Below are 23,065 nucleotides of genomic sequence, written 5' to 3'. Positions count from 1 at the left end.
CCGAAACTCCTTTAATCACAGCTAAATATCAATTTTAACGGCGTTCATTATCACGGCCTTTTCTCTTATCTCTCTCCGGACGGTTATCGTGACCATTGTTAAAGTGTGGACGGCCATTATTTTGAGCTGGTCTTGTTACGTTTTTTTGCACTACACGATTAGGACGGTTATTGATAACGGTAACATTTCTTACAGGCCTTTGGTTATAGTTAGGATGTCCTTTTACAACAAAGTACTTAGAGTCTCTGCTATCCCTGATAATGGTTTGTCGACCACTATAGTTTTTATATTTGCTATATCTGGTCACATAAATATTATTTCTCAAATAAGGTTTAGGTTCGTTGATTACCACTTTATAAGCACGGTATAAATCAAAGTTCCCATATTGGGCAGGTAAACGGTTTGTCCAAATCCAACGTCCGCCATTTGCATAAATGTATTGGCCTGAAGGAACATAATAATAAGCATCTATATCAGGAAAATAATAATAGTCTACGTGATCGTAACCTGTTGGGCCCCAAATTGGTTGTGAGCCAATATTAATATTTAAACTAACCTGTGCTTTTGCATTGTTGATGCCGAATAATGAAACTATCAGTACTGCAGCAAATAAAACTAACTTTTTCATAAATTTTAATTAAGGTTTCTTTTGTGTTTGATTAGATAGACTACAGCACCTGGCGGTAGTTTAATTACAGAATCCTCTTTAACATTTTTTTAACTATTAAATTTTACTGAGTAATTTTACTCAATGTATTGAGTAAATTGTTAAAATCCCTATAACTAATTTATATTTAGTGCTTTATGTAATAATTTTTAGTTAATCAAATTGATAGTATCTTCTATTAAATCTTTAATTATCAGAATTGCAACATTAAGATTTGCAATTACTTTATGTATTGAGTAAATTTACTCAGTTTATTGAGTAAATTGTTGTGTATGTTCCAAAGGTCTCATTTACAAAAGCTTGTAGCTGTTATGAATGAACCAAAAAGGTTTATTCAGGTGCTTGTTGGCCCCAGGCAAATAGGCAAAACAACCTTGATCAGTCAATTGATCAAAGAAATTGATACGCCTTGCATATTCGAATCTGCAGATGCTGTTGCTGCTTCAGATAGAACCTGGATAGAGTTGATTTGGTTTAATACCAGAGAACTATTAAAAGAACCTGGAGTTAATGAATATCTTCTTGTTATTGATGAAATTCAGAAGATTGACAACTGGAGTGAAATTGTGAAGCGCTTATGGGATGAAGACATGCGAAATGGAGTAAACTTAAAAGTAATTTTATTGGGATCTTCCAGACTGCTCATTCAACAGGGGCTTACCGAGTCGCTTGCCGGTCGTTTCGAATTAACTTATCTAGGACATTGGGGCTTTGCAGAAATGGAAAATGCTTTTGGCTTCACCGCCGAAGAATATGTATGGTTTGGAGGCTATCCCGGTTCAGCAGTTTTAATTAAAGATGAATTGCGCTGGAAAAACTATGTCTCAAATGCTTTGATAGAAACCAGCATTTCTAAAGATATTTTAATGCTTACGCGCGTTGATAAACCCGCATTGATGAAACGTTTATTTGAGTTGGGCTGCCTATATTCAAGTCAGATATTATCGTTTACTAAAATACTGGGGCAGCTTTCTGATGCTGGCAATACGACAACATTGTCGCACTATTTACAGTTACTGGATACTGCAGGTTTACTGGGGGGCATCGAAAAATTTGCGGCTGATGTGATCCGTAAACGTTCATCAAGCCCTAAATTCCAGGTGCATAATAATGCTTTGGTGAGTGCTCAGCGAAATGAGCTTTTTGAGGAAATAATGAAAAAACCAGCTGAATGGGGAAGAATGGTCGAATCCTCAATAGGAGCACATCTGTTAAATTCTTCTTTTGTAGAAGGTTACAAAGTATTTTATTGGCGGCACAGAAATGATGAAGTAGATTTCATCTTAGAAAAACGTGGTAAAGTAATCGGCATAGAAGTTAAAAGTACAGGATTGGTTACAGGCACTTCCGGCATGGATGCCTTTAGCAAAATGTATAAGCCAGATAAAATACTTTTAGTGGGAGCCGGAGGATTGCCATGGCAAGAGTTTTTAAAAATTTCTCCGTCAAGCCTTTTTTAACGAAAGACTAAATAATAACTATATTTGACACATTAATACTTAACCATAGATCAAATCTGTATCGAACTGTAACCTTTGGTTAATAAAACTTATAACAATAAGAAGCTTTAAATGCCTTTACAAGAAACAAGCCCCCAGACTGTTTTCGAACTCGTTTCAGGATTAGAAATCCACGTTCAGTTAAATACAAATACGAAAATATTTTCTGCTGATAGCGCATCGTTTGGGGCTTTACCTAATCAAAATATATCTACGGTTTCGTTGGCATTGCCTGGGGCCTTACCTAAATTAAACAAAGAAGTAGTCGCAAAAGCTATCCGTATTGGTTTAGCTTTAAACTGTACTATTAACCAGATTAACCATTTCGACCGGAAAAACTATTTCTACGCCGATTTGCCAAAAGGATATCAGATTACGCAGGATAATCAACCAATCTGTGTAAATGGCTTTTTGGAGCTTCAGCTTGCTGATGGTACTAAGAAGAAAGTCGGAATTAACCGCATTCATTTGGAAGAGGACGCTGGAAAAAGTATCCACGATCAGGATGATAACTATTCGCTGGTTGATTTAAACCGTGCCGGCGTGCCTTTGATAGAGATCGTAACCGAGCCAGATATTCGCAGTTCGGAAGAAGCTTCTGTATTGCTGAGTGAAATCAGGAAACTGGTAAGGCATTTAAATGTAAGTGACGGTAATATGGAAGAAGGTAGTTTGCGTTGCGATGCCAATATTTCTATACGTCCGCAGGGCACTACTGAATTTGGAACCCGTTGCGAAGTAAAAAACCTAAACTCGATGCGTAACGTACGTAGAGCAATGGATTTTGAATTTGGCCGCCAGGTAGAAGTGATTAGCAATGGTGGAAGGATTATTCAGAGTACTTTGAATTTTGATGCTGATAAAGGGACTACTTCTCCAATGCGTACCAAAGAAGAAGCCAATGATTACCGTTATTTTTCTGATCCTGATTTACAGCCTATTTATATTTCAGATGATTGGTTGGCAGAAATTAAATCATTGATGCCTGCTTTGCCAAACGAAATTTCGGAGCAAATGATTGCCGAATTTGGAATCAGTAAAGCCGATGCGGCACTTTTTGCTGAAGATTTAGATCTTCTGGTTTATTTTAATACAGCCAAACCGGTTGTAAACAATAAAAAAAGCCTGATCAATTGGTTAATCGGTCCGATAAGGGCTGTTTTAAATGAAAAAGGGATTGGCATTACCGACTTTAAAGTAAAACCTGAACAGTTGGCTGAGGCAATTAATTTAGTTGATGATAAAAAAATTACTCAACAGATTGCTATTCAACAATTATTGCCAGCTGTTGAATCGGTGGAAAATGCAAACGTGAAACACTTAGCGCAATCATTAAACTTGCTTATTTCCGAAAATGGAGATGAATTAAGTGGTTTTATTGATGAAGTGTTAAGTAAATACACTCAACAGGTAGAAGCGTACAAGAAAGGTAAAAAGGGCGTTTTAGGTTTGTTTGTTGGCGAGGTAATGAAACTAGCCAAAGGAAAAGCCGATGCTAAAAAATTAAATGAATTAATACTTGAAAAACTGAAATAATGAGACTAAAACAATTGAGCCTGATCATGCTGATCGCGATTGCTTTCACAGCATGTGAACCAAAAGATAGCTTTACCATTGACGGAACTTTCCAAAATCCGGGCAAGGAAAAGAAAGTATTTTTATACGGCATGCAAAATAGCAATATGGTTGCAATCGATTCAACTAATTTATCAGAAAAAGGTGAATTTAAATTTATCCGTAAAACTCCATCTGTTGATTTCTTTAGGGTATCAGTAGGTAACCATGAGTTTATGTTAATTGCAAAAAATGGCGATGAAATTAAATTAGCTGCTGATTTGGCCGATAAAACCATGGCTTATAAAATTTCAGGTGCAAATGAGGTAGAAAAATTATCAGAACTAAATGCCATTAGAAATAATTTTGCCAAACAGGTAGAAAAACTACAGGCAGATTTTGAAGCAAAAGTGGCAACACAACCTCAAAACAGGGCAGCTGTGCTAGAATCGATGAAACCTCAGTACGAGTCGTACATCAATCAATTGAACACACAGATTATAAAATTTGCTAAAGACAATAAAGGTACACTCGCCAGTTTCTATGCTATGAATACTTTGAGTCCGCAAGAATTTGAAGCAGAGCTTGTACAGTTTGCTGATGAGGTTAAAGAAGAAATTAAAGGCAATGCTACTGTTGATGCTTTTGTAAAACAGATGGCGCTTTTAAAGGCGGTTCAGGTGGGGCAGGTTGCACCTGCATTTACAATTAGTACTGCAGATAACAAACCAGTAAGTTTATCAGATTATAAAGGAAAATATGTGCTGATCGATTTTTGGGCATCCTGGTGCCAGCCATGCCGCCAGGAGAACCCTAACGTAGTTAAGGTTTACAATAAATATAAAAGCAAAAATTTCGATATCATTGGTATTTCATTAGATACTGACAAAGCAGCATGGTTAGGTGCGGTAAAAGCAGACGGATTAACCTGGACGCACGTTTCTGAGTTAAAAGATTTTAATGGCGAAACGGTAAAAAAATATCAGGTACAGGCTATCCCGACTTCTTATCTCGTTGATCCATCGGGAAAAATTATAGCTAAAAACCTGCGTGGTGATGAATTAGAAGCATTTTTAGCCAAAACGTTACGTTAAAACAAATTCCATGTTAAACTAATTTAAGTAATTAACAATTTCTTAACTTAGGCTTAACTAAATATTGCATCATAGACACTACTTTCGTAACAAATATTTAACTATGAACAACGCAGGTCAGAAAATATTAATTGTTGATGATGAACCAGATATTCTGGAACTTATTGAATATAACCTAAAAAAAGAGGGTTATCAGGTTTTCACAGCTACCAATGGCCAGGAAGGAATTACTGTTGCGAAAAAGGTTCATCCGGATTTAATTATCCTGGATATTATGATGCCTAAAATGGATGGGATTGAGGCTTGCCGTTTAATGCGCGCAATTCCTGAATTTAAGAACACTTTTATGGTTTTCCTGACCGCCAGAAGTGAAGAATATTCTGAAATAGCAGGTTTTAATGTTGGTGCCGATGATTATATCGCAAAACCGATTAAACCACGTGCCCTGGTTAGCCGCATTAACGCGATATTAAGAAGAAATACAGGGACTGAAGAAGTATCTGAAAACAAATTGGAAATTGGCGATTTAGTAATCGATCGTGAAGCTTATCTGGTTTTTCAAGGTGGTAACAAAGTAGTACTGGCTAAAAAAGAATTTGAGCTATTGTATTTACTGGCTTCAAAACCAGGAAAAGTATATACACGCGAATCGATCCTGAAAAATATCTGGGAAGACTCGGTAGTGGTAACCAATAGAACCATTGATGTGCACATCCGTAAATTAAGAGAAAAATTAGGAGAAACTTACGTTTCAACCGTAAAAGGGGTAGGATATAAGTTTGAACTATCATAAAAATTATTTTTACCACAGATAGACACAGGTTAACACAGATTTTCTTCTGATGATTAATCTGTGTTTTTTTATGCCTGTTAATAGATCCTGAACCAAGTTCAGGAAGACAGCCTCATAAGTTCTTGCCGTTTTCTTTATCTTGTTATCTGTGTTCATCCATTTTATCTGTGGTTAATTCCGCAACCAATAAAAATAAAATCGTATTTTTGCGCTTCATTAATTACAGCACAGTTTGAAATTTCCAAATTTTAAAGACCTTATTCTTTTCGAAGACAACGATTTTATTGTGATCAATAAACCTCCATTTTTAGCCTCGCTTGATGAGCGTGGTGGATCGGGAGAAACCAATGTATTACGCTTAGCTAAACAATACAGTGATGATGCACAGGTTTGTCACCGTTTGGATAAAGAAACTTCTGGCGCTTTAATTATTGCTAAAAATCCTGAAGGTTACCGCCATGCTTCTATGCAGTTTGAAAGAAGAAAGGTGAATAAAACTTATCATGCGGTAGTAGATGGACATGTAATTTTTGACCAGCTTACGGTTGACTTGCCTATTTTAAACGACGGCAATAAAAACGTAACTATTGACAGGGCGGAAGGTAAAAGAGCAGAGACTATTTTCGACTCATTAAAATACTACAAACACTATACTTTGGTGGAATGTAAGCCAATAACAGGCCGCATGCACCAGATCCGTATTCACCTGGCTACGCAAAGGGCGGCTATTGTGGGTGATGATATGTATAAAGGTAAACCGGTTTTTCTTTCTTCGATTAAAAGGGGGTATAAATTAACCAAGGGTGAAGAGGAGCAACCAATCATGAAACGTTTTGCTTTACATGCCCGCCATTTGGTTTTTAAAGGACTTAACGATCAGGATATTGTGATCGATGCACCATACCCAAAAGATTTTGCAACATTAATTAAATTATTGGACAAATTTGATGCATAAAATAAGCCTTTAAATTGGCTTCTCCCTTTGTTTTTGTTACTTTTGGGCATCGCCCTCTATTTAAAAAACAATAGAATGTACATCAGATTTGTAAATTACCTTGATAAGATTAACCAGTACCGGAAATCTAAAATATCAAACCGTAATTTCTTAGTTATCCTTGCTGTAATTGTCGGGATTTTGGCCGGATTAGCTGCCGCTGCTTTAAAAAGTTTAACCCACCACATCGAAGAATTTCTACAGTCTGATTGGCATTGGAAATACAAATACTACCTGTATTTTATTTTTCCGATGATCGGTATTTTCCTAACGGTGCTGTACATCAAATACTTTATCCGCAAAACAAAGTTCGAAACGGGTTTAACCCCTTTACTTTATGCCATTTCAAAAAAATCGAGTAAGGTAGAAGCACACAATATTTATTCGCAGATTATAACCGCAGCAGTCACGGTAGGTTTTGGTGGTTCTACAGGTTTGGAAGCACCAATTGTAACCAGTGGGTCAGCCATTGGCTCTAATCTTGGCTGTGTATTGGGTTTATCATACCGCGAAATTACCATGTTGGTGGCTTGTGGAGCAGCAGCTGGTATAGCAGGAGCATTTAATAGCCCGGTAGCGGGAATTGTTTTTGCCATCGAAATTCTATTGCCTGAGTTTACCATCCCCGCATTTATTCCACTGCTGTTATCGGCGGCAACGGCAGCTGTAGTAGCAAGATTATTTTATACCCAGCAGCTTTTCTTTTTGGTTACTGAAGGCTGGAAAGTTAATGCTTTGTTTTACTATGTCATACTGGCTTGTTTTATTGGTTTATTCTCCATCTATTTTACCAAAGCAAATTACGCGGTAAAAGGGTTATTCTATAAAATTAAACATCCCTACACCAAAGTAATTGTAGGTGGTTTAATGTTGGGCGCTTTAGTATTTCTATTTCCAACTTTATATGGTGAAGGGTATATCACGATAAAAGGATTATTAAAAGGCGATTATCACACCGTAATTAACAACAGTATTTTTGCTGATTACAGCTCAATTTCGGCCGTGGTTGTGCTATTTACGGTAGTCACCATTTTTATGAAATCGATTGCTACTCTGGTTACCTTAGGTGCTGGTGGTAATGGTGGCACATTTGCGCCCAGTTTAATTATGGGCGGTTTAATCGGGTTTATCTTTGCTTATGTGGTAAATTTATCGGGTATAGCACAACTAAACGTATCTAATTTTATTGTAGCTGGTATGGCCGCAGCTTTAGGTTCGATTATGCATGCCCCTTTAACGGGTATTTTTCTGATTGCTGAAATTACGGGTGGATATATTTTAATGGTGCCATTGATGATTACCACAGCAATTTCTTACGCCATTAACCGAAGTTCGCAAAAACACTCTATTTACACAAAAGCACTGGCAGACAAAGGCGAGTTGTTATCACATGAGGACAAAGATACCACGGTTTTAAATCAGATGAAGTTGAAATACCTGATTGAAAAAAGCTATCCTCAGTTACAGATGAATGACTTGATTTCGGTAAAAATGAATGAAATTTTGCAATCGCATAAAAATATCTGTGCAGTTATCGATGAACTGGGTGATTTTAAAGGGATTATTTATATTGAAGAACTATTTAATGAGATGATCAATCATCCGGATAAGGGAAATTTAATGGCTTCTCATTTGGTTCAGCCTGCACCGAATACAATTACAGAAAATGATGATCTGAAAATGGTATTGGAGAAAATGGAACAGGATAATGTATGGATTTTACCCGTATTAACTGCGCAAAACCAATATTTGGGTTTTGTTTCTAAAACAGCAATTTTTAATAAATACAGAGCATTGCTGATGAGGCAAAATGATTACATGGGTTGATCCCCTAAATCCTATGATATTGTCATTTCGAACGCAGTGGAGAAATCTATTAGCAAATAATTTAATAGATCTCTCCATTTCGCTACGCTTTAGTCGAGATGACGATTTGTAAATTAGTTCAACTTATTCCGCTCTTTTCAAGCCGAACTTTTCAATTTTACTATATAAGTGACTTCTTTGGATATCAATCTCATCTGCTGTTTTTGACACGTTCCAATTGTTTTTCTCTAACTTAAACTTGATGAATTCGCGTTCCGCATAATCTTTGTAATCCTGAAAATTATTAAACGAATCGAAAGAGGAAGCCAGGTTAGATCCGCCAGCACCTGCAATCTGTGTACTGGTTGCAGCGCCAATGTTCGTGCCACCACCTGGATTAGCAAATGCACGTACATCATTTTCTGTAATCACCTTATCACTTAAAATAATCAAACGCTCAATCATATTGTGTAACTCACGTACGTTACCGGTCCATGGTAAAGCTTGTAGTGCAGACATTCCGCCTTCGTTTATTTTCTTAACCGGCATTCCATAATCGCTACAGATATTTTCTAAAAAGTTCTGGGCAATAACAGGAATGTCATCTGTACGCTCTGTTAAATGTGGGACATGAATATTGATCACATTTAACCGGTGGTACAAGTCCATACGGAAATTACCATCTTCAATTTCTTTCAATAAATCTTTATTGGTTGCGGCTAAAACACGAACGTTTACTTCAATTTCCTTTTCCCCACCCACGCGCGAAATTTTATGCTCTTGCAAAGCTCGCAAAACTTTTGCCTGGGCAGAGAGGCTCATATCGCCAATCTCATCCAAAAATAAAGTTCCGCCATTAGCCAGTTCAAATTTACCGATACGTTGTTTAACAGCAGAGGTAAAAGAACCTTTCTCGTGACCAAACAATTCACTTTCGATTAGTTCTGACGGAATAGCAGCACAGTTTACTTCGATTAAAGGACTGTCTGCACGGTTCGATTTCTCGTGTAACCAGCGTGCTACCAATTCTTTACCGCTACCATTTGCACCAGTAATTAATACGCGGGCTTCGGTAGGCGCAACACGTTCAATGGTTTCTTTAATTTTAGAAATGCTTTCAGATTCGCCTAAAATCTCACGGGTTTTACTCGCTTTACGCTTTAAAACCTTTGTTTCCGTAACTAAATTTCCCCGGTCTAAACCATTACGGACAGTGATCAGTAAACGGTTTAAATCAGGTGGTTTCGAAATAAAATCGAAGGCTCCTTTTTTACTGGCTTCGATGGCTGTTTCAACGGTTCCATGTCCAGATATCATAATAAATGGTAGGTCAGGCTTGATAAGCTGTGCCTGTTCGAGCACTTCCATACCATCCATCTTATTCATCTTGATATCGCAAAGAACCAAATCGAAATTTCCTTTTTTGATCATTTCGAGGCCGTCGATACCATTGTCGATATCTTCAACATCATAATTTTCATATTCCAGAATTTCGCGTAAGGTACTCCTTATCGCACGCTCATCGTCAATTATTAATAATTTAGCCATTAGAGATATGTATTCTTTAATTTTTGAAATGCGAATATATTATTTTTTAATTAATGTATAGTTTTTTATACAATTAATACGCTATAAAACTGAAAAGGGCTGAAAGGTTTTGGTCTCAGTAGGAATAATCGAGTTTGAATTTGCTCAGATCTGGTTGGTGCATTTTCTTTCGGTTTAATTCCACTTCATAAATGCTTTTGCCCAGATTTTTCATAAAGGGAAAACATACTGTATCGTAGTCATATTTATTGTCGTTAAATATGCCATCTTCATTACTCTGTATAACTGCAGCTAAAAAATACTCAATTCCGTTTTTAAAGTCAATAAAATAAGAGTTGTCGATAATGTAGCCATAGCTATCGCCATATTTATTAAAAATCCTGATGTTTGAATCTGGTGTTACCTGCTCTCTTCCATAATACAACATCTTGGCATAAGTTGTCCAAAATGCTTCAGGATCATCGCTTTCTGTTGGATATTTGCTCATGTAAGTATAATTCAGCTTATAATCTTCTGTAGTCAGGTTAAATCTTTCATTGGTTGGAAAAGCTTCAGGAAAGATCAGTTTCTGCATTAGTTTTTGCTGATCGTTTACGGCAAAGGCATTTTTTCCTGCCAGATTAAATGGTTTATTCACTAGTTTATCGGCACTGTCCAAATAGCCTTTACCCATTACCAGATTGGTCAATTTCAATTCATATTCTTTTGGGTCGTATTGCGCAGGTTGATCATATACTAATTTGTCACCATTATAAAACTTAATGGGATTGCTGTGTTTGGCCGATTCTCCTGCATCGCCAATAGCCAATCGGTTAAGTATCCGGCTATCGTTTAAGCCGTTTGCTTTTAATTTTTCGTTGATCTCTGCCCGGCCAATAAATTCAAACAAACGGTTAAAGGCATCATTATCACTGGTGAGCAAAATCTTTTTAATATAGTGTTCTATTGAGGGAAGCCTATTTTTAGCACTCGTGTCTGTTAAAACTTTCGTTTGTCCTTTAAATGAACTATCAGTAATCATCGTGCTCTTTGCCGTTAAGCCTTTACTTTTTAGGAGGTTTACTTTCTCTAATGCAAAAATGACTGCAGCAAGCTTAACCGTACTGGCCGGGTAAAAATAATGGTGAGGATCTAAATTATAGCTAAATGTTTTAAATGTGGGTATATTCTTTGCATCGCGGTTAACCTGGCTATAAAGAATCTGAATCTGGTTTTTACCAGGATGGTTAAGTACAGCCGTAAAAAGTTCAGGCTTGCTCTCCATTAGCTTTTTCAGAAAAAGCGTATCGGTTTTTTGCGCCATAACAGATAAGCAGATCATTGATAATGCAAGGGTTAAAATCCTTTTCATGGTCGAAAAATTTTATTTCTAATTTAACTTTTTATACTAGAAATACCGTTTTCCATTCATCTATTTTACATGTTGGTTAATTTTGTTACTTTTGCAGCGCTTTTGGTTTCCGGTTCTACACCCGGAATTAAAAGGGAATACAGTGTAAATCTGTAACTGTCCCGCAGCTGTAAGCTCCTTAACGGATTTCCAATCAATTTGTCACTGGCCCGATACATCGGGATGGGAAGACAGGAAAACCGGGAGTAAGTCAGAAGACCTGCCTTAGCATTATATTTCATAGCTTTCGGGGATTGAAGCTAGGGGTGAGGTACTTACGTTTTTCGTATTTTCATTTCTTTTCTATCTGTTGGCTGTGGGTTAAACTCACAATCAAATGATTAAAATTAAAGGTGTTTTATTAAACATCGGGTTTTATTTTGCTTTTGCATTCATATTGAGTATTGGCATTTTTTTGCCCGGTATTTCGGTAGCACAAATAGATACTGCAAAGGCCAATCAACTTCAGGAAGTTAAAATAACTGAATATAAAAATTCAAGGGTTAACTTATCACCAACTCCGGTACAAATCCTTATCGGATCGGAATTAAAACGCTTAAACAGCCTGTCGGTTGCTGATGCCATACGTTATTTTGCGGGCGTACAATTAAAAGATTACGGAGGTATTGGTGGTTTAAAAACCATTAATATTAGGAGCATGGGCAGTAACCATACGGCTGTATTTTACGATGGTATTCAGTTGGGTAATGCCCAAAACGGGCAGGTAGATTTAGGCAGATTTTCGTTAGATAATCTGGAAGAAATTGCCGTTTACGTTGGTCAGAAGCCCGAGTTACTGATGCCGGCCAGAGGTTTTGCAGCAGCAAGTGCACTTTATCTCAAAACTGCGCAACCTATTTTTAGTTCCGGGAAAAAGTATGGTTTTGGCGCTAGTTTTAAAACAGGTTCGTTTGGATTAATTAATCCCAATCTCAGTTATAAACAAAAAATCAGCAATAAAATCTCCTTCCTTATAGATGTGAGCTATTTAGAATCGAACGGGAAATATAGGTTCAGGTATAAAGAACTGGCTTATGATACGACCATTATCCGGAACAATAGCGATGTTAAATCGGCAAGAGCAGAAGCTACTTTGTTTGGATTATTACCTGATAGCAGTAAATGGAGCATTAAACTATATAACTACAATTCGGCCCGCGGACTGCCCGGAGCTATTGTTTCGAACAGGTTTACCTTTACGCAACGCCAATGGGATGATAATAGTTTTGTTCAGGCTTCGTACCAAAATAAAAAAAGTGCACGCTACAATTTTATGTTCAACACGAAATATGCGTACAGTTTTATGCGTTACCTCGATCCGGAATTTAAAATACAAAATGGCTTTTTGGATAACCGCTATACCGAAACCGAATGGTACATTTCTGCAGCCAATCTGTATAAAATATCGAAAATCTGGGAGCTTTCCCTCGCCACAGACTACAGTTTACAAAGACTGAATGCCAATTTATACGATTTTGCTTATCCAAGCCGCAATACTGGTTTGGTGGTGTTGGCTAGTGCCATAAATTTAAACAGCTTAATCATTCAGGGCAATATTTTGACAACCCTGATTGCAGAGCAAGTTAAGAATGGCGATCAGTCTGCCAACAGGCAAGAATATACACCGAGTTTAATGGCCTCGTGGCAACCTCTTCAAACCAAAGATTTCAGAATTCGCAGTTTTTACAAATCTATTTTCCGCATGCCAACTTTTAACGATCTGTACTATACATTTATTGGCAATACCAAACTCAAACCAGAATATACCAACCAGTACGATTTAGGTTTTACTTACGGACATACATCAAATGGTAAACGTTTGGCTTATTTATCTATTCAGGCTGATGCCTACTACAATCTGGTAAAAGATAAAATTGTGGCCATTCCGGGTAATAATTTAGGCCGGTGGACGATGGTTAACCTCGATCGCGTGCAGATTAAAGGTTTCGAAACGAATGTTCAAACTGTTTGGGATTTGGCTGCCCAGCTAAAGTTGAAAGCAAGTGCTAATTATACTTTCGAAAAGGCAGTAGATATTAGTGCAACAGCTTTTCGGTATGGTGATCAGATCCCTTACATTCCTGTTCACAGCGGATCTGCAAGGTTTGGCATTGACTATAAAAAGCTGGTGTTTAATTATAGCTACATCTACACCGGCGAAAGGTATAGTCAAAAAGCTAATATCGCGGCTAACTATGTCAAACCCTGGTATACGCACGACGTGTCCATTGGTGCAAATTTCGCGTACCAGCAAACCAGGTTCTTTTTCAATGCTGAAATCAATAATGTTTTTAACCAGTATTACGATGTGGTACTGAATTATCCGATGCCGGGACGAAACTACCGTTTTACTTTATCCACTAATTTTTAAACCAATTTAATATCACGATATGAAACATCAATTACAACAATTTTTTAAACTCACAGGATTATTGCTTTTAACTGCCCTTTCATTTGCCTGTAGAAAGGACACTCCTGTAGATGAAGATTCGGAGCAGGGGACCAAAACTCCATCATTGATGGTAAAAGGCTTATATGTTTTAAATGAAGGAAACTGGGGTTCTAACAAATCATCGTTAGATTATTATAGCTACGATGATGGTAAATATACCAGGAATATATTTGGTACCGCTAACCCAACTGTTACTTTAGGACTTGGTGATGTTGGTAACGACGTTAAAATTTATGGTGCCAAAATGTATGTGGTGGTAAACGGAAGTAATAAAGTTGAAATCCTGAACGCCAGCAATGCCAGGCAGGTAGCCAAATTGGATATCAATAACCCACGATATGTAACCTTCCATAAGAACTTTGCTTACATCACCTCTTACGATGGTTACGTAGCCATGGTTGATACCACTTCTTTAAGTACCATAAAAACTAAAATTATGGTAGGTAACCAACCCGAAGAAATGGCGGTTGTAGGCAATAAATTGTATGTGGCCAACTCGGGCGGTTATAACTATCCAAATTACGACAGAACGGTATCGGTAATTGATTTAACTACCAATACCGAAATAAAGAAGATTGATGTAGCCATTAATCTGCACCACTTAAAAGCCGATAAATATGGCGATGTTTATGTAACCTCAAGAGGTGATTATGCAGATGTAGCCTCTTCTCTGTATGTAATCGATACTAAGACTGATGCCGTTAAAAAGAACTTCAATATTCCGGTAAGCGATTTTTGGATTAATGAAGATGATGCCTACCTTTTTTCTTACAGCTACAGTACTTCAAAGTCAACATACGTAAAACTTAACGTAAAAGATGAAACGGTTGCGAGCAATAATTTTATCGCCGATGGCACAGAGGCTTCGATTACGCTTCCTTACGGTATTGCTGTAGATCCTACCTCGGGGGATGTTTTTGTGACCGATGCCAGAGATTATGTTACACCCGGCACCATTTACTGTTTTGATAAAGCAGGGAAAAAGAAGTTTACATTTACCACTGGCGACATTCCGGCACACATTACATTCTTATTTAAATAACATACAAAAACACACAAAATGAAAAAATCAATAAGTTACGCCTTGCTTTTCTGCCTGTTCCTATTTAGTTGCAAAAAAGATAAGCAAATGGCTCCTGATGTAAATCTACTGATTAAGGCAGATGCTGTGCAGGCTAAAGTAGCCGTAGGAACCACTTTTAGTGCAGGTACAAATAACGGAAAAGCTTTTCAGCATGAATGGAAATTAGATGGTAAAGTAGTAAGCACTGTATATATCTTTAACTTTACGGCCGCTAAAGCTGGTACCTATATTTTAGCATATAAAGGTTACAACGAGGCTGGCGAATTTACACACACCTATACCATTACTGTTCCGGTTCCTGTGGTGGAGATTACCCCAACCAGCAGCAAATTTATTAGCCGGATATTAGATTATCTACCTGCACCGGGGCAGTTTGTGAACGAAACATTGGGTAAACCAGAACAGGCACAGAAATTAATTGGAAGCACCACTAATCTGATCTCTTTAGGAGGATTTGGTGGCTACATTATTTTTGGCTTTGATCATTCAGTAGTGAATAACACAGGTAACGATCTGGCCATTTATGGTAATCCATCAGGTGCACCATATCATTTTTCAGAGCCTGGCATTGTAATGGTTAGTCAGGATAGCAATGGTAATGGCCTTGCCGACGATGAATGGTATGAACTGGCTGGAAGCGAGTATGCCAAAACGAGCACCATTAAAAATTATGAAATTACCTACACTAATCCTAAAACATTTGCCAATGTAACCTGGAAAGATAACCAGGGAAATAGTGGCGAAATAAAGGTTAACAATTTCCATAAGCATAATTTTTACCCTGAATTTGCTGCAAATCAGGAAAATATAACCTTCAAAGGAACTTTGCTATCGCCATCAACAGGTAAAGTAGGTAGCATTATAATCAGTTCTCCTTTTGACTGGGGTTATACCGATAGCTATTCTACAGGCGATGATTACAAAACCAACTCATATAACAGCTTCGACTTATCATGGGCAGTTGATAAAAATGGAAGTAAAGTGGATCTAAAAACAATCGATTTCGTGAAAATTTACACCGGACAAAATGCCGATGCAGGTAGTTTAGGCGAAATTTCTACCGAAGTTAAAGGTGCGGTTGATTTAGGGATTAAATAAATTTTAACTATCTACCTATAAATAACATCCCAATGTAAAGGTCTGCCTAGTGCAGGCCTTTATCATTTACATTTGTTGTACTCTTTTTATTACCTTTGCGGCACTTTTGGTTCCCGGCTTACACCGGGATTAAAAGGGAATACAGTGTAAATCTGTAACTGTCCCGCAGCTGTAAGCTCTGTAACGTTTTTCAATTCTTAAGTCACTGCCCAATTAACTACTGAGCGGGAAGACAGAAAAACCTGGAGTAAGTCAGAAGACCTGCCTTTAGTATTTAATTTCATAGCTTTCGGGGATTGAAGCTAGGATTGAGATATTAACGTTGTTCGTATTTTCATTTCCTTTTCTATCTGTTGGCTGTGGGCAAAACCACAATCAAATGAACAAAAAAAGAATGCTAACTGTAGCCAGTTTAGGGCTAGCGCAGTTAATGATTGGCCAGTTGGCTAATGCTCAAACTCAAGACAGTTTGCAGCTTAAAGATGTTGTAATTTCTGCGACCAAAAACGATCAGAAACAATCGCAAACAGGTAAAGTGGTAACCATTATCAGCCGCGAAGTATTAGGTCGCAGCAATGGCAAGTCATTACCTGATCTATTGAGCGAGCAGGCTGGTATTGTTATCAGTGGGGGGAATAGTAACCAGGGCAAGGACAAAAGTATATTTATAAGGGGCGCACTTGGTGGTTACACCCTGGTTCTTATCGATGGTATCGTACAGAACGATCCCGCAAGTATTAGCGGAACGTTCGATCTACGTCTTTTCTCAATCGATCAGATTGATCATATCGAAATCTTAAAAGGTGGCCAGTCTACCATTTACGGATCTGATGCCGTTGCAGGCGTAATCAATATCATCACTAAAAAGGGCGGACCTAAAGGAAATACCATTTACGGTGTAGCCAGCGCCGGAAGCTTCGAAACTTACAAAGGAACGATCGGCTTAAATGGTGGTGTGGAAGGTTTTTCATACAACATCAATTATACCCATTTGAAAACCGATGGAATTTCTGAAGCTGCAGTACCGCCAGGAAGTGCAGCTATATTTGATAAAGATGGTTTTAAAACTGATGGTTTAAACGCGAATTTCGGGATCAAACTCGACGAACATTTCTCCGTTAATCCTTTTCTGCGTTATTTCTATGGCGATTATAAAATAGATCAGGATGGATTTACTGATGGTTTACATTCCAATAGTTCTATTTTGAAACAGTTTAGTGCAGGCTTTAATTCAGAATACAAATTCAACAATGGTAAAATAACGCTAAATTATAGCCACGAAAGCAACTCGAACGATGTAAAGTCTAGTTATGCAGGTTTTCCAAGTAATTTTTTAAACTTCGGTAAACTTAATGTGGTTGATCTATTCTACAACCAGAAACTGGGTAATAAATTGGATTTATTGGTGGGTATCGACAACAGAAAAATGAAATTGGTTACTGATACCAAAAACCCAACAACCAATATCTTCGCCGCTTACGGATCATTGTTTTTACATGATCTAAGCATTTTTAACCTCGAAGTAGGCGGACGTTACAACAAACATGATCAATATGGCGAAAACTCTACTTATTCGATTACCCCAAGCGTCAACATCATTAAAGAAGTGAAATTATTTGGAACAGTATCTACTGCATTCAAAGTTCCTACACTGAATATGTTGTTTGGTCAATATGGTGCCAATCTGGATCTGAAACCAGAAAGATCTCAAAATTATGAGGCTGGTATAAACTTAAACATTGCTGACGAGGCGTTTACTTTGCGCATTGCAGGTTTCAAACGCGATTTAACTGATGCCATTGTTTACACAACAGGTTATATAAATGAGGGTAACCAAAAATACAAAGGTTTTGAAGTCGAGCCAGCGGCAAAATTTAGTGTTTTCAATATCAATGGTTATTATGCTTTTGTTGAAGGAAATACAGGAACGACCAACTTTTTAATCCGCAGACCAAAGCACACGTTCGGTATTAATGCAGGTGCACAGGCAACTGACAATTTATATGCAAGCGTTAACTTCCGTTATTTTGGCAAACGTTTCGATACCAATTTTATATCTTATTTAAATGAAGAGATGCCATCGTACAATTTGTTCAATGCGTATATAGAATATGCCCTGGCTAAAAAACGGGTGAAAGTATTTTTTGATGCCAAAAATATCCTGAACAAAAAATACACTGAAATTATTGGCTATAATACGCCTGGCTTTAACTTTAATACAGGTGTAAGTTTTAATATCCGCTAATAAAAATTTAACTTTGCTTAAATATTAACCAGAAGTAGCATGTCTCATTTAAAATTTAATCCACGTACTTTAATTTTGATGTTAATGATATTGGCAATAACGGCTTTACGTTTGCTGGTAACATTCAACTCTGATGAATTAAAGTTTGCCAATTTTTCATCAATAGGAGCGGTAGCTTTATTTGGAGGAGCATATTTTAAAGATCACCTCAAAGCATTCGCTTTTCCGTTATTGAGTTTATTTTTAAGTGATTTAGTGCTTTATACAACCATTTACAAACAGTATGTAGATATGCTTTTGGTTCAGGAACTTTGGACATACCTTGCAATTGCATTAATGGTTTTAGCCGGTCGTTTTTTATTAAAAAAAGTAAATATTGCCAGCTTATTATTATCTACAATTGTAATCGTGTTTATACATTGGATAGTTAGTGACATTGGATCATGGTATAAAAACCCACTCTATACACAAAACATAAATGGCTTTATAGATTGTTTAATTAAAGCCATTCCATTCGAGATTAGATTTTTAGAAGGAACAGTGATTTACGCTGCATTACTTTTTGGAGCTTTCGAAATCCTGAAAGCAAAATATCCGGTATTAAAACTGCAAACACAAGAGTTTTAGAAATATCCATTGTTTTGTATAACACCAATAAGTGAAAACAACATAGAAATCCTCTTTTGATTCGATTCAAAAGAGGATTTTTTTTAATTTAGAACATTAATTCCATTTTACCTATTACATCTTACATCCAATGAAAGTTGTTTCCTTTTTACCTGCCGCTACCAAAATGATTTACGATATGGGCCTGCAAGAATACCTGCATGGCGTAACCTTCGAATGTCCTAAAGAGGCAGCAGATCAACCAAAAGTTGTCCACTGTATACTCGAAGGTAAAAATTATTCAAGCATTGAAATCGATCGCATCTTTTCAGCTTCAAAAGCGCAGGGCAAAAGTTTGTATTGGGTAGATGATGAGCTATTAGAGAGTATTTCACCCGACGTGGTTTTTACACAGGATATATGTGAAGTTTGCAACATCGATACCGTTTGTACCGAAACCGCAGTAATGAAGCTAAGCAAAACACCTACGCTGGTTCCTTTATCACCAAATAACTTACAGGATGTATTCGAATGCGCTATTACCATTGCCAGAGCTTTGGGTAAGGAAGAAGTGGCTTTAAATTACCTTGCAACCCTGCAAAGGAAAACAGATTATATTTTAGATCAGCTTAGGGCTAACCGCGCACCATTAAAGAGGATCATGCTGATGGAATGGATCGAACCGATCTATAATTGCGGACATTGGATTCCTTTTCAGATTGCTGCTGCTGGTGGTGTTGATATGCTTTCGAACCCTGCGGGTGATTCGATTGTTACGCCATGGGAAAAGATTCTGAAGTATAATCCCGAAGTTTTAGTAATTGCCCCATGTGGCTTTGATCAAAAAAGAAGTCTCGAAGAAATGGTGTTGCTTACCTCGAAACCAGGATGGGGTAATCTGGAAGCAGTAAAAAATAATCAGGTTTATATTGCCGACTTTGATATGTTTACACAGCCAAGCATCGGTACTTTGGTAGAAGGTATTGAAGCTTTAGCTTGCATGTTCCATCCTGATATTTTTAAAGCAGATAAAAATATGGCTAAGAAGTTTATCAATTACGCACAATCACTACAATCAGTGTAATCTTTTAATCAGTGTAATCATTATATGAAATTAGTTGTGTTAACAGGGGCAGGAATCAGTGCCGAAAGCGGGTTAAAAACATTTAGGGACGCTGATGGTTTGTGGGAAGGTTACAATATATATGATGTAGCTACACCCGAAGCCTGGGAACGAAATCCGGAATTGGTACTGGAGTTTTATAATGAAAGAAGAAGGCAGGTTTTAGATGCAAAGCCTAATCAGGCACACTTGTTACTCGCAGAACTCGAAAAGGATTTTGACGTTGAAATCATCACCCAAAATATCGACGATTTGCACGAGAGGGCTGGTTCTACTAAAGTTACCCACCTCCATGGCGTGATTACCAGATCTCAGTCCGATTTAAGGCCTAATTTAACATATTCTATTAATGGAACGGAAATCAAAATGGGCGAACTATGCGAGTTGGGCTCACAATTGCGGCCACATGTAGTGTGGTTTGGCGAAGCGGTACCAATGATTGAAGTTGCGGCAAAAATTTGCGGAAAGGCCGATTTGTTTGTGCTGATTGGCACTTCCTTGGCCGTTTATCCTGCAGCTGGACTTATCGATTTCGTTCCTCGTAATGTGAATAAATACATTATCGATCCTAAAACTCCAGATGTTAAACGTTACCAGAATGTAATTACCATTGAACAAAATGCGGTGAATGGAATGGAGCAACTGAAAAGTATATTATTGAATGGATAAAAAAAGCTGCATTTTTAATTGGAGTGGTGGTAAAGACAGTACTCTTGCATTGCACTATGCACTTCAGGATCCAACGCTCGAAATCCGTTATCTGGTTACTACTGTCACCCAGCAGTATAATCGTGTTTCTATGCACGGAGTAAGGGAAGCTTTACTGATTAAACAAGCTGAAAGTATTGGTATTCCTTTGTATCAGATTCGTTTAGGCGAAATGCCCGATATGGAAACTTACGACAATACTATGCATACACACCTGAATAAATTTAAGGCAGAAGGGATTACGCATTCTATTTTTGGTGATATTTTTCTGGAAGACCTGCGTAAATATCGCGAAGATAAACTGGCTGAAATTGGTTTGAAAGCCGTATTCCCGCTATGGCATAAAGATACCAGAGGTTTGATCAGCGAATTTATCAATCTGAACTATAAAACCATCATTGTGTGTACACAGGAGAATTTGAAAGAGATCTGTGGAAAAATAATAAGCGAAGATTTGATTGATCGGCTTCCGTCAGGAATTGATCCCTGTGGCGAAAATGGAGAGTTTCATACCTTTGCTTTTGAAGGGCCGATTTTCAAGAATAAAATACCATTCACCATTGGAGAGCAGGTATTCCGCACCTATAATACACCTGCCAAAACCACACCAAATGATGATTCACCATGTTCATCCACAGCATTTTCAGGTTTCTGGTATATCGACTTAGTGGAATAATTTTCTATTTTCAAAACTTTTTGGCATCATTTTTTCTTTAGTACTAGTAATTAACTAAATCACACAATCCATTGAAACCTGTTTAGCGAGGTTAGGTAGCGAAACAAGCTTCATATTAAAAATTAAAAGTTATGAAAAAGATATTGGTAGTAATCGCATTAAGTTCTTCAGTTTTATTTGCTTGTAATAACAAGGCAAAGGAAGAAGCTGCATTAAAACAACAACAAGCTGAGAAGGAATTAGCAATTAAAGCAGTAAAAGACAGTTTAAGGTTAGATAGCTTTAATAAAGCTGCCGCTGCAAAAGTAGAACAAGAGAAAGAAGCTAAACACCAGGCAGAATTAATAGCAGCCAGAAAGGCAGGAGCAGCGTCGTCAAGATCATCAAGATCTTATGCAAGCTCTGGCGGTAGTTCTAGCAGTGCTTACGGTGGTACACAACCAACTGCTAAGAAAAAAGGCTGGAGCGATGCCGCTAAAGGTGCAGTAATCGGTGGTGTCGGCGGTGCCGTTGGTGGTGCCTTAATCGATAAGAAAAAAGGTAGAGGTGCTATAATAGGCGGATTAGTTGGAGCTGGTGGCGGTTATTTAATCGGTAGAGGCGAAGACAGAAAATCTGGCCGTGTGCAGCCTAAAAACTAATCTTTTTTAAAAGATATGGAAAGTCCTGGTTTACACCAGGACTTTTTTTATGTCTAATAAAAAATGATTAATATATTTAAAGAAAAAATAACCCATGACAGAAATTCCTACCATTGATAAAGGACAGATCCAACACTTCGTAATGTTCTGGTTAAAACCTCAACTAACCAAAACCGAAATTGCAGATTTTGCCAACTTCTTCGAAAGTTTAAAACCAATAAAATATATCAAAACATTAAATTATGGCCTGGCAGCTAATACACCAGTGCGCCCCGTAACTGATAACTCTTTTACCTATTCATTAACCATTACATTTGCCAACATCGCAGATCATAATGCTTACCAGGAAGATAAAATGCATTTAGATGCTGTAGAAAAATTCTCTCAAAACTGGTATAGGGTAGTAGTACACGATACAGTAGTTTCTGCTTAAACTTTCATTTCTTTATTTTGGTCCCAGCCGATAAATTTACCCGTTTAACTAAAGATTTGCACAGATAAACATAGATTCTATTTGATGCGCACTTTGCTTATACACAGAGGTCAGGTTTGGAAAAACAGAGGAGTTTCTCTATGAGGTCGGGTACAAATGGGGCGTCCTTTCGACTGAAGTGTAGCGAAACGGAGAAATCTTTGGAGTTGCTATCTTTTACTTTATAGCGTTAATATAAATGATAGCAATTCTCCTACTCGTAAGAAAGCAGCAACTCCATCCTCTTGAGCGGAGTGCAAAACAGCCGGAAACTGGAAGGCTCTGCGCAAAAAAAATATCTGTCTAAATAAGATCTCCACTGCGCGTTGCTCCGGTCGAGATGACGAACACTCTATTGGATTCTTTTAATAATAAATTAATTAAACAAGTGAGTTTATTGAGTTTAAGTGCCGAGGAATCATCATTGCTGGAAAGACAAAGCAACTTTACAACGATCCCGAGTAGCGTATGCATTAAAGATTGCTTCGTGTCTTGCAATGATTGATTTTTGCATACTTTCATCCCAGAAATCACTAAACCTCCCATTTATTTGGCCAAATCAAATGCCAAAATTATATTTTGTATAATGATTCAAAAATCAATATATCAATAACT

At 37.4% G+C, this 23,065-nt stretch carries 19 protein-coding genes and 2 riboswitches; of the genes, 16 read left to right on the top strand and 3 right to left on the bottom strand.

What is annotated here, in order from left to right:
* Positions 1 to 34 precede the first annotated feature (34 nt).
* Positions 35 to 628: a hypothetical protein gene (locus tag FFJ24_RS11020; protein ID WP_138821549.1), complete on the bottom strand. Its 594-nt coding sequence runs from the start codon at positions 626 to 628 to the stop codon at positions 35 to 37.
* A gap of 350 nt (positions 629 to 978) precedes the next feature.
* Between FFJ24_RS11020 and FFJ24_RS11015 the strand changes: the two genes are divergently transcribed.
* The 6 genes from FFJ24_RS11015 (at position 979) to FFJ24_RS10990 (ending at position 8,428) form a co-directional block, all read left to right on the top strand.
* On the top strand, positions 979 to 2,127 hold the full coding sequence (locus tag FFJ24_RS11015) for an ATP-binding protein (RefSeq protein ID WP_246862793.1): 1,149 nt from the start codon (positions 979 to 981) through the stop codon (positions 2,125 to 2,127).
* Positions 2,128 to 2,238: 111 nt separating this feature from the next.
* Positions 2,239 to 3,702, top strand: coding sequence for an Asp-tRNA(Asn)/Glu-tRNA(Gln) amidotransferase subunit GatB (gatB, locus tag FFJ24_RS11010; RefSeq protein ID WP_138821547.1), 1,464 nt, complete (start codon positions 2,239 to 2,241; stop codon positions 3,700 to 3,702).
* Positions 3,702 to 4,814: a TlpA disulfide reductase family protein gene (locus FFJ24_RS11005; RefSeq protein ID WP_138821546.1), complete on the top strand. Its 1,113-nt coding sequence runs from the start codon at positions 3,702 to 3,704 to the stop codon at positions 4,812 to 4,814. Before gatB ends, FFJ24_RS11005 begins: the two co-directional genes overlap by 1 nt.
* 103 nt (positions 4,815 to 4,917) lie before the next feature.
* Positions 4,918 to 5,607: a response regulator transcription factor gene (locus FFJ24_RS11000; protein WP_029274338.1), complete on the top strand. Its 690-nt coding sequence runs from the start codon at positions 4,918 to 4,920 to the stop codon at positions 5,605 to 5,607.
* A 232-nt stretch (positions 5,608 to 5,839) separates the two neighbouring features.
* On the top strand, positions 5,840 to 6,562 hold the full coding sequence (locus FFJ24_RS10995; RefSeq protein WP_138821545.1) for an RluA family pseudouridine synthase: 723 nt from the start codon (positions 5,840 to 5,842) through the stop codon (positions 6,560 to 6,562).
* Positions 6,563 to 6,637: 75 nt separating this feature from the next.
* The gene (locus FFJ24_RS10990; protein ID WP_138821544.1) at positions 6,638 to 8,428 is read left to right on the top strand and encodes a chloride channel protein; all 1,791 of its coding nucleotides are present in this window, start codon (positions 6,638 to 6,640) and stop codon (positions 8,426 to 8,428) included.
* 123 nt (positions 8,429 to 8,551) lie between these two features.
* On the opposite strand, the gene FFJ24_RS10985 is transcribed toward FFJ24_RS10990, so the two are convergent.
* Positions 8,552 to 9,955, bottom strand: a complete 1,404-nt coding sequence (locus tag FFJ24_RS10985; RefSeq protein ID WP_138821543.1) for a sigma-54 dependent transcriptional regulator — start codon at positions 9,953 to 9,955, stop codon at positions 8,552 to 8,554.
* Between the two features lie 115 nt (positions 9,956 to 10,070).
* Positions 10,071 to 11,306, bottom strand: coding sequence for a serine hydrolase (locus FFJ24_RS10980; RefSeq protein ID WP_138821542.1), 1,236 nt, complete (start codon positions 11,304 to 11,306; stop codon positions 10,071 to 10,073).
* 86 nt (positions 11,307 to 11,392) lie between these two features.
* A riboswitch (cobalamin riboswitch) is annotated at positions 11,393 to 11,588 on the top strand.
* Positions 11,589 to 11,682: 94 nt separating this feature from the next.
* On the opposite strand from FFJ24_RS10980, the gene FFJ24_RS10975 reads away from it, so the two are divergent.
* From FFJ24_RS10975 to FFJ24_RS10930, 10 genes are all read left to right on the top strand, one after another.
* Positions 11,683 to 13,716: a TonB-dependent siderophore receptor gene (locus tag FFJ24_RS10975; RefSeq protein WP_138821541.1), complete on the top strand. Its 2,034-nt coding sequence runs from the start codon at positions 11,683 to 11,685 to the stop codon at positions 13,714 to 13,716.
* 19 nt (positions 13,717 to 13,735) lie between these two features.
* Positions 13,736 to 14,839 carry a YncE family protein gene (locus tag FFJ24_RS10970; RefSeq protein WP_138821540.1) on the top strand — a complete coding sequence of 368 codons (1,104 nt, stop codon included), beginning with the start codon at positions 13,736 to 13,738 and terminating at the stop codon, positions 14,837 to 14,839.
* 18 nt (positions 14,840 to 14,857) lie between these two features.
* Positions 14,858 to 15,979 carry a PKD domain-containing protein gene (locus FFJ24_RS10965; protein WP_138821539.1) on the top strand — a complete coding sequence of 374 codons (1,122 nt, stop codon included), beginning with the start codon at positions 14,858 to 14,860 and terminating at the stop codon, positions 15,977 to 15,979.
* A gap of 90 nt (positions 15,980 to 16,069) precedes the next feature.
* Positions 16,070 to 16,263, top strand: a riboswitch (cobalamin riboswitch).
* A 95-nt stretch (positions 16,264 to 16,358) separates the two neighbouring features.
* Positions 16,359 to 18,224, top strand: a complete 1,866-nt coding sequence (locus FFJ24_RS10960) for a TonB-dependent siderophore receptor (RefSeq protein WP_138821538.1) — start codon at positions 16,359 to 16,361, stop codon at positions 18,222 to 18,224.
* A 39-nt stretch (positions 18,225 to 18,263) separates the two neighbouring features.
* Complete coding sequence (locus FFJ24_RS10955) at positions 18,264 to 18,851, top strand: DUF6580 family putative transport protein (protein ID WP_138821537.1); 588 nt, start codon at positions 18,264 to 18,266, stop codon at positions 18,849 to 18,851.
* Positions 18,852 to 18,981: 130 nt separating this feature from the next.
* Positions 18,982 to 19,914: an ABC transporter substrate-binding protein gene (locus FFJ24_RS10950; RefSeq protein WP_138821536.1), complete on the top strand. Its 933-nt coding sequence runs from the start codon at positions 18,982 to 18,984 to the stop codon at positions 19,912 to 19,914.
* 24 nt (positions 19,915 to 19,938) lie between these two features.
* Positions 19,939 to 20,622 carry an NAD-dependent deacylase gene (locus tag FFJ24_RS10945; RefSeq protein ID WP_138821535.1) on the top strand — a complete coding sequence of 228 codons (684 nt, stop codon included), beginning with the start codon at positions 19,939 to 19,941 and terminating at the stop codon, positions 20,620 to 20,622.
* Entirely contained in the window at positions 20,615 to 21,337 is a 723-nt protein-coding gene (locus FFJ24_RS10940; RefSeq protein WP_138821534.1) for a diphthine--ammonia ligase, read from the top strand. Before FFJ24_RS10945 ends, FFJ24_RS10940 begins: the two co-directional genes overlap by 8 nt.
* Before the next feature lie 131 nt (positions 21,338 to 21,468).
* Complete coding sequence (locus FFJ24_RS10935) at positions 21,469 to 21,978, top strand: YMGG-like glycine zipper-containing protein (RefSeq protein WP_138821533.1); 510 nt, start codon at positions 21,469 to 21,471, stop codon at positions 21,976 to 21,978.
* A gap of 94 nt (positions 21,979 to 22,072) precedes the next feature.
* Complete coding sequence (locus tag FFJ24_RS10930; RefSeq protein ID WP_138821532.1) at positions 22,073 to 22,411, top strand: Dabb family protein; 339 nt, start codon at positions 22,073 to 22,075, stop codon at positions 22,409 to 22,411.
* The last annotated feature ends 654 nt before the right edge of the window (positions 22,412 to 23,065 follow it).

The sequence above is a fragment of the Pedobacter sp. KBS0701 genome, from assembly GCF_005938645.2.
Taxonomy (GTDB): Bacteria; Bacteroidota; Bacteroidia; order Sphingobacteriales; family Sphingobacteriaceae; genus Pedobacter.
The sequence above is the reverse complement of the archived record's forward strand: the minus strand, read 5'-3'. Positions and strand labels throughout refer to the sequence as shown.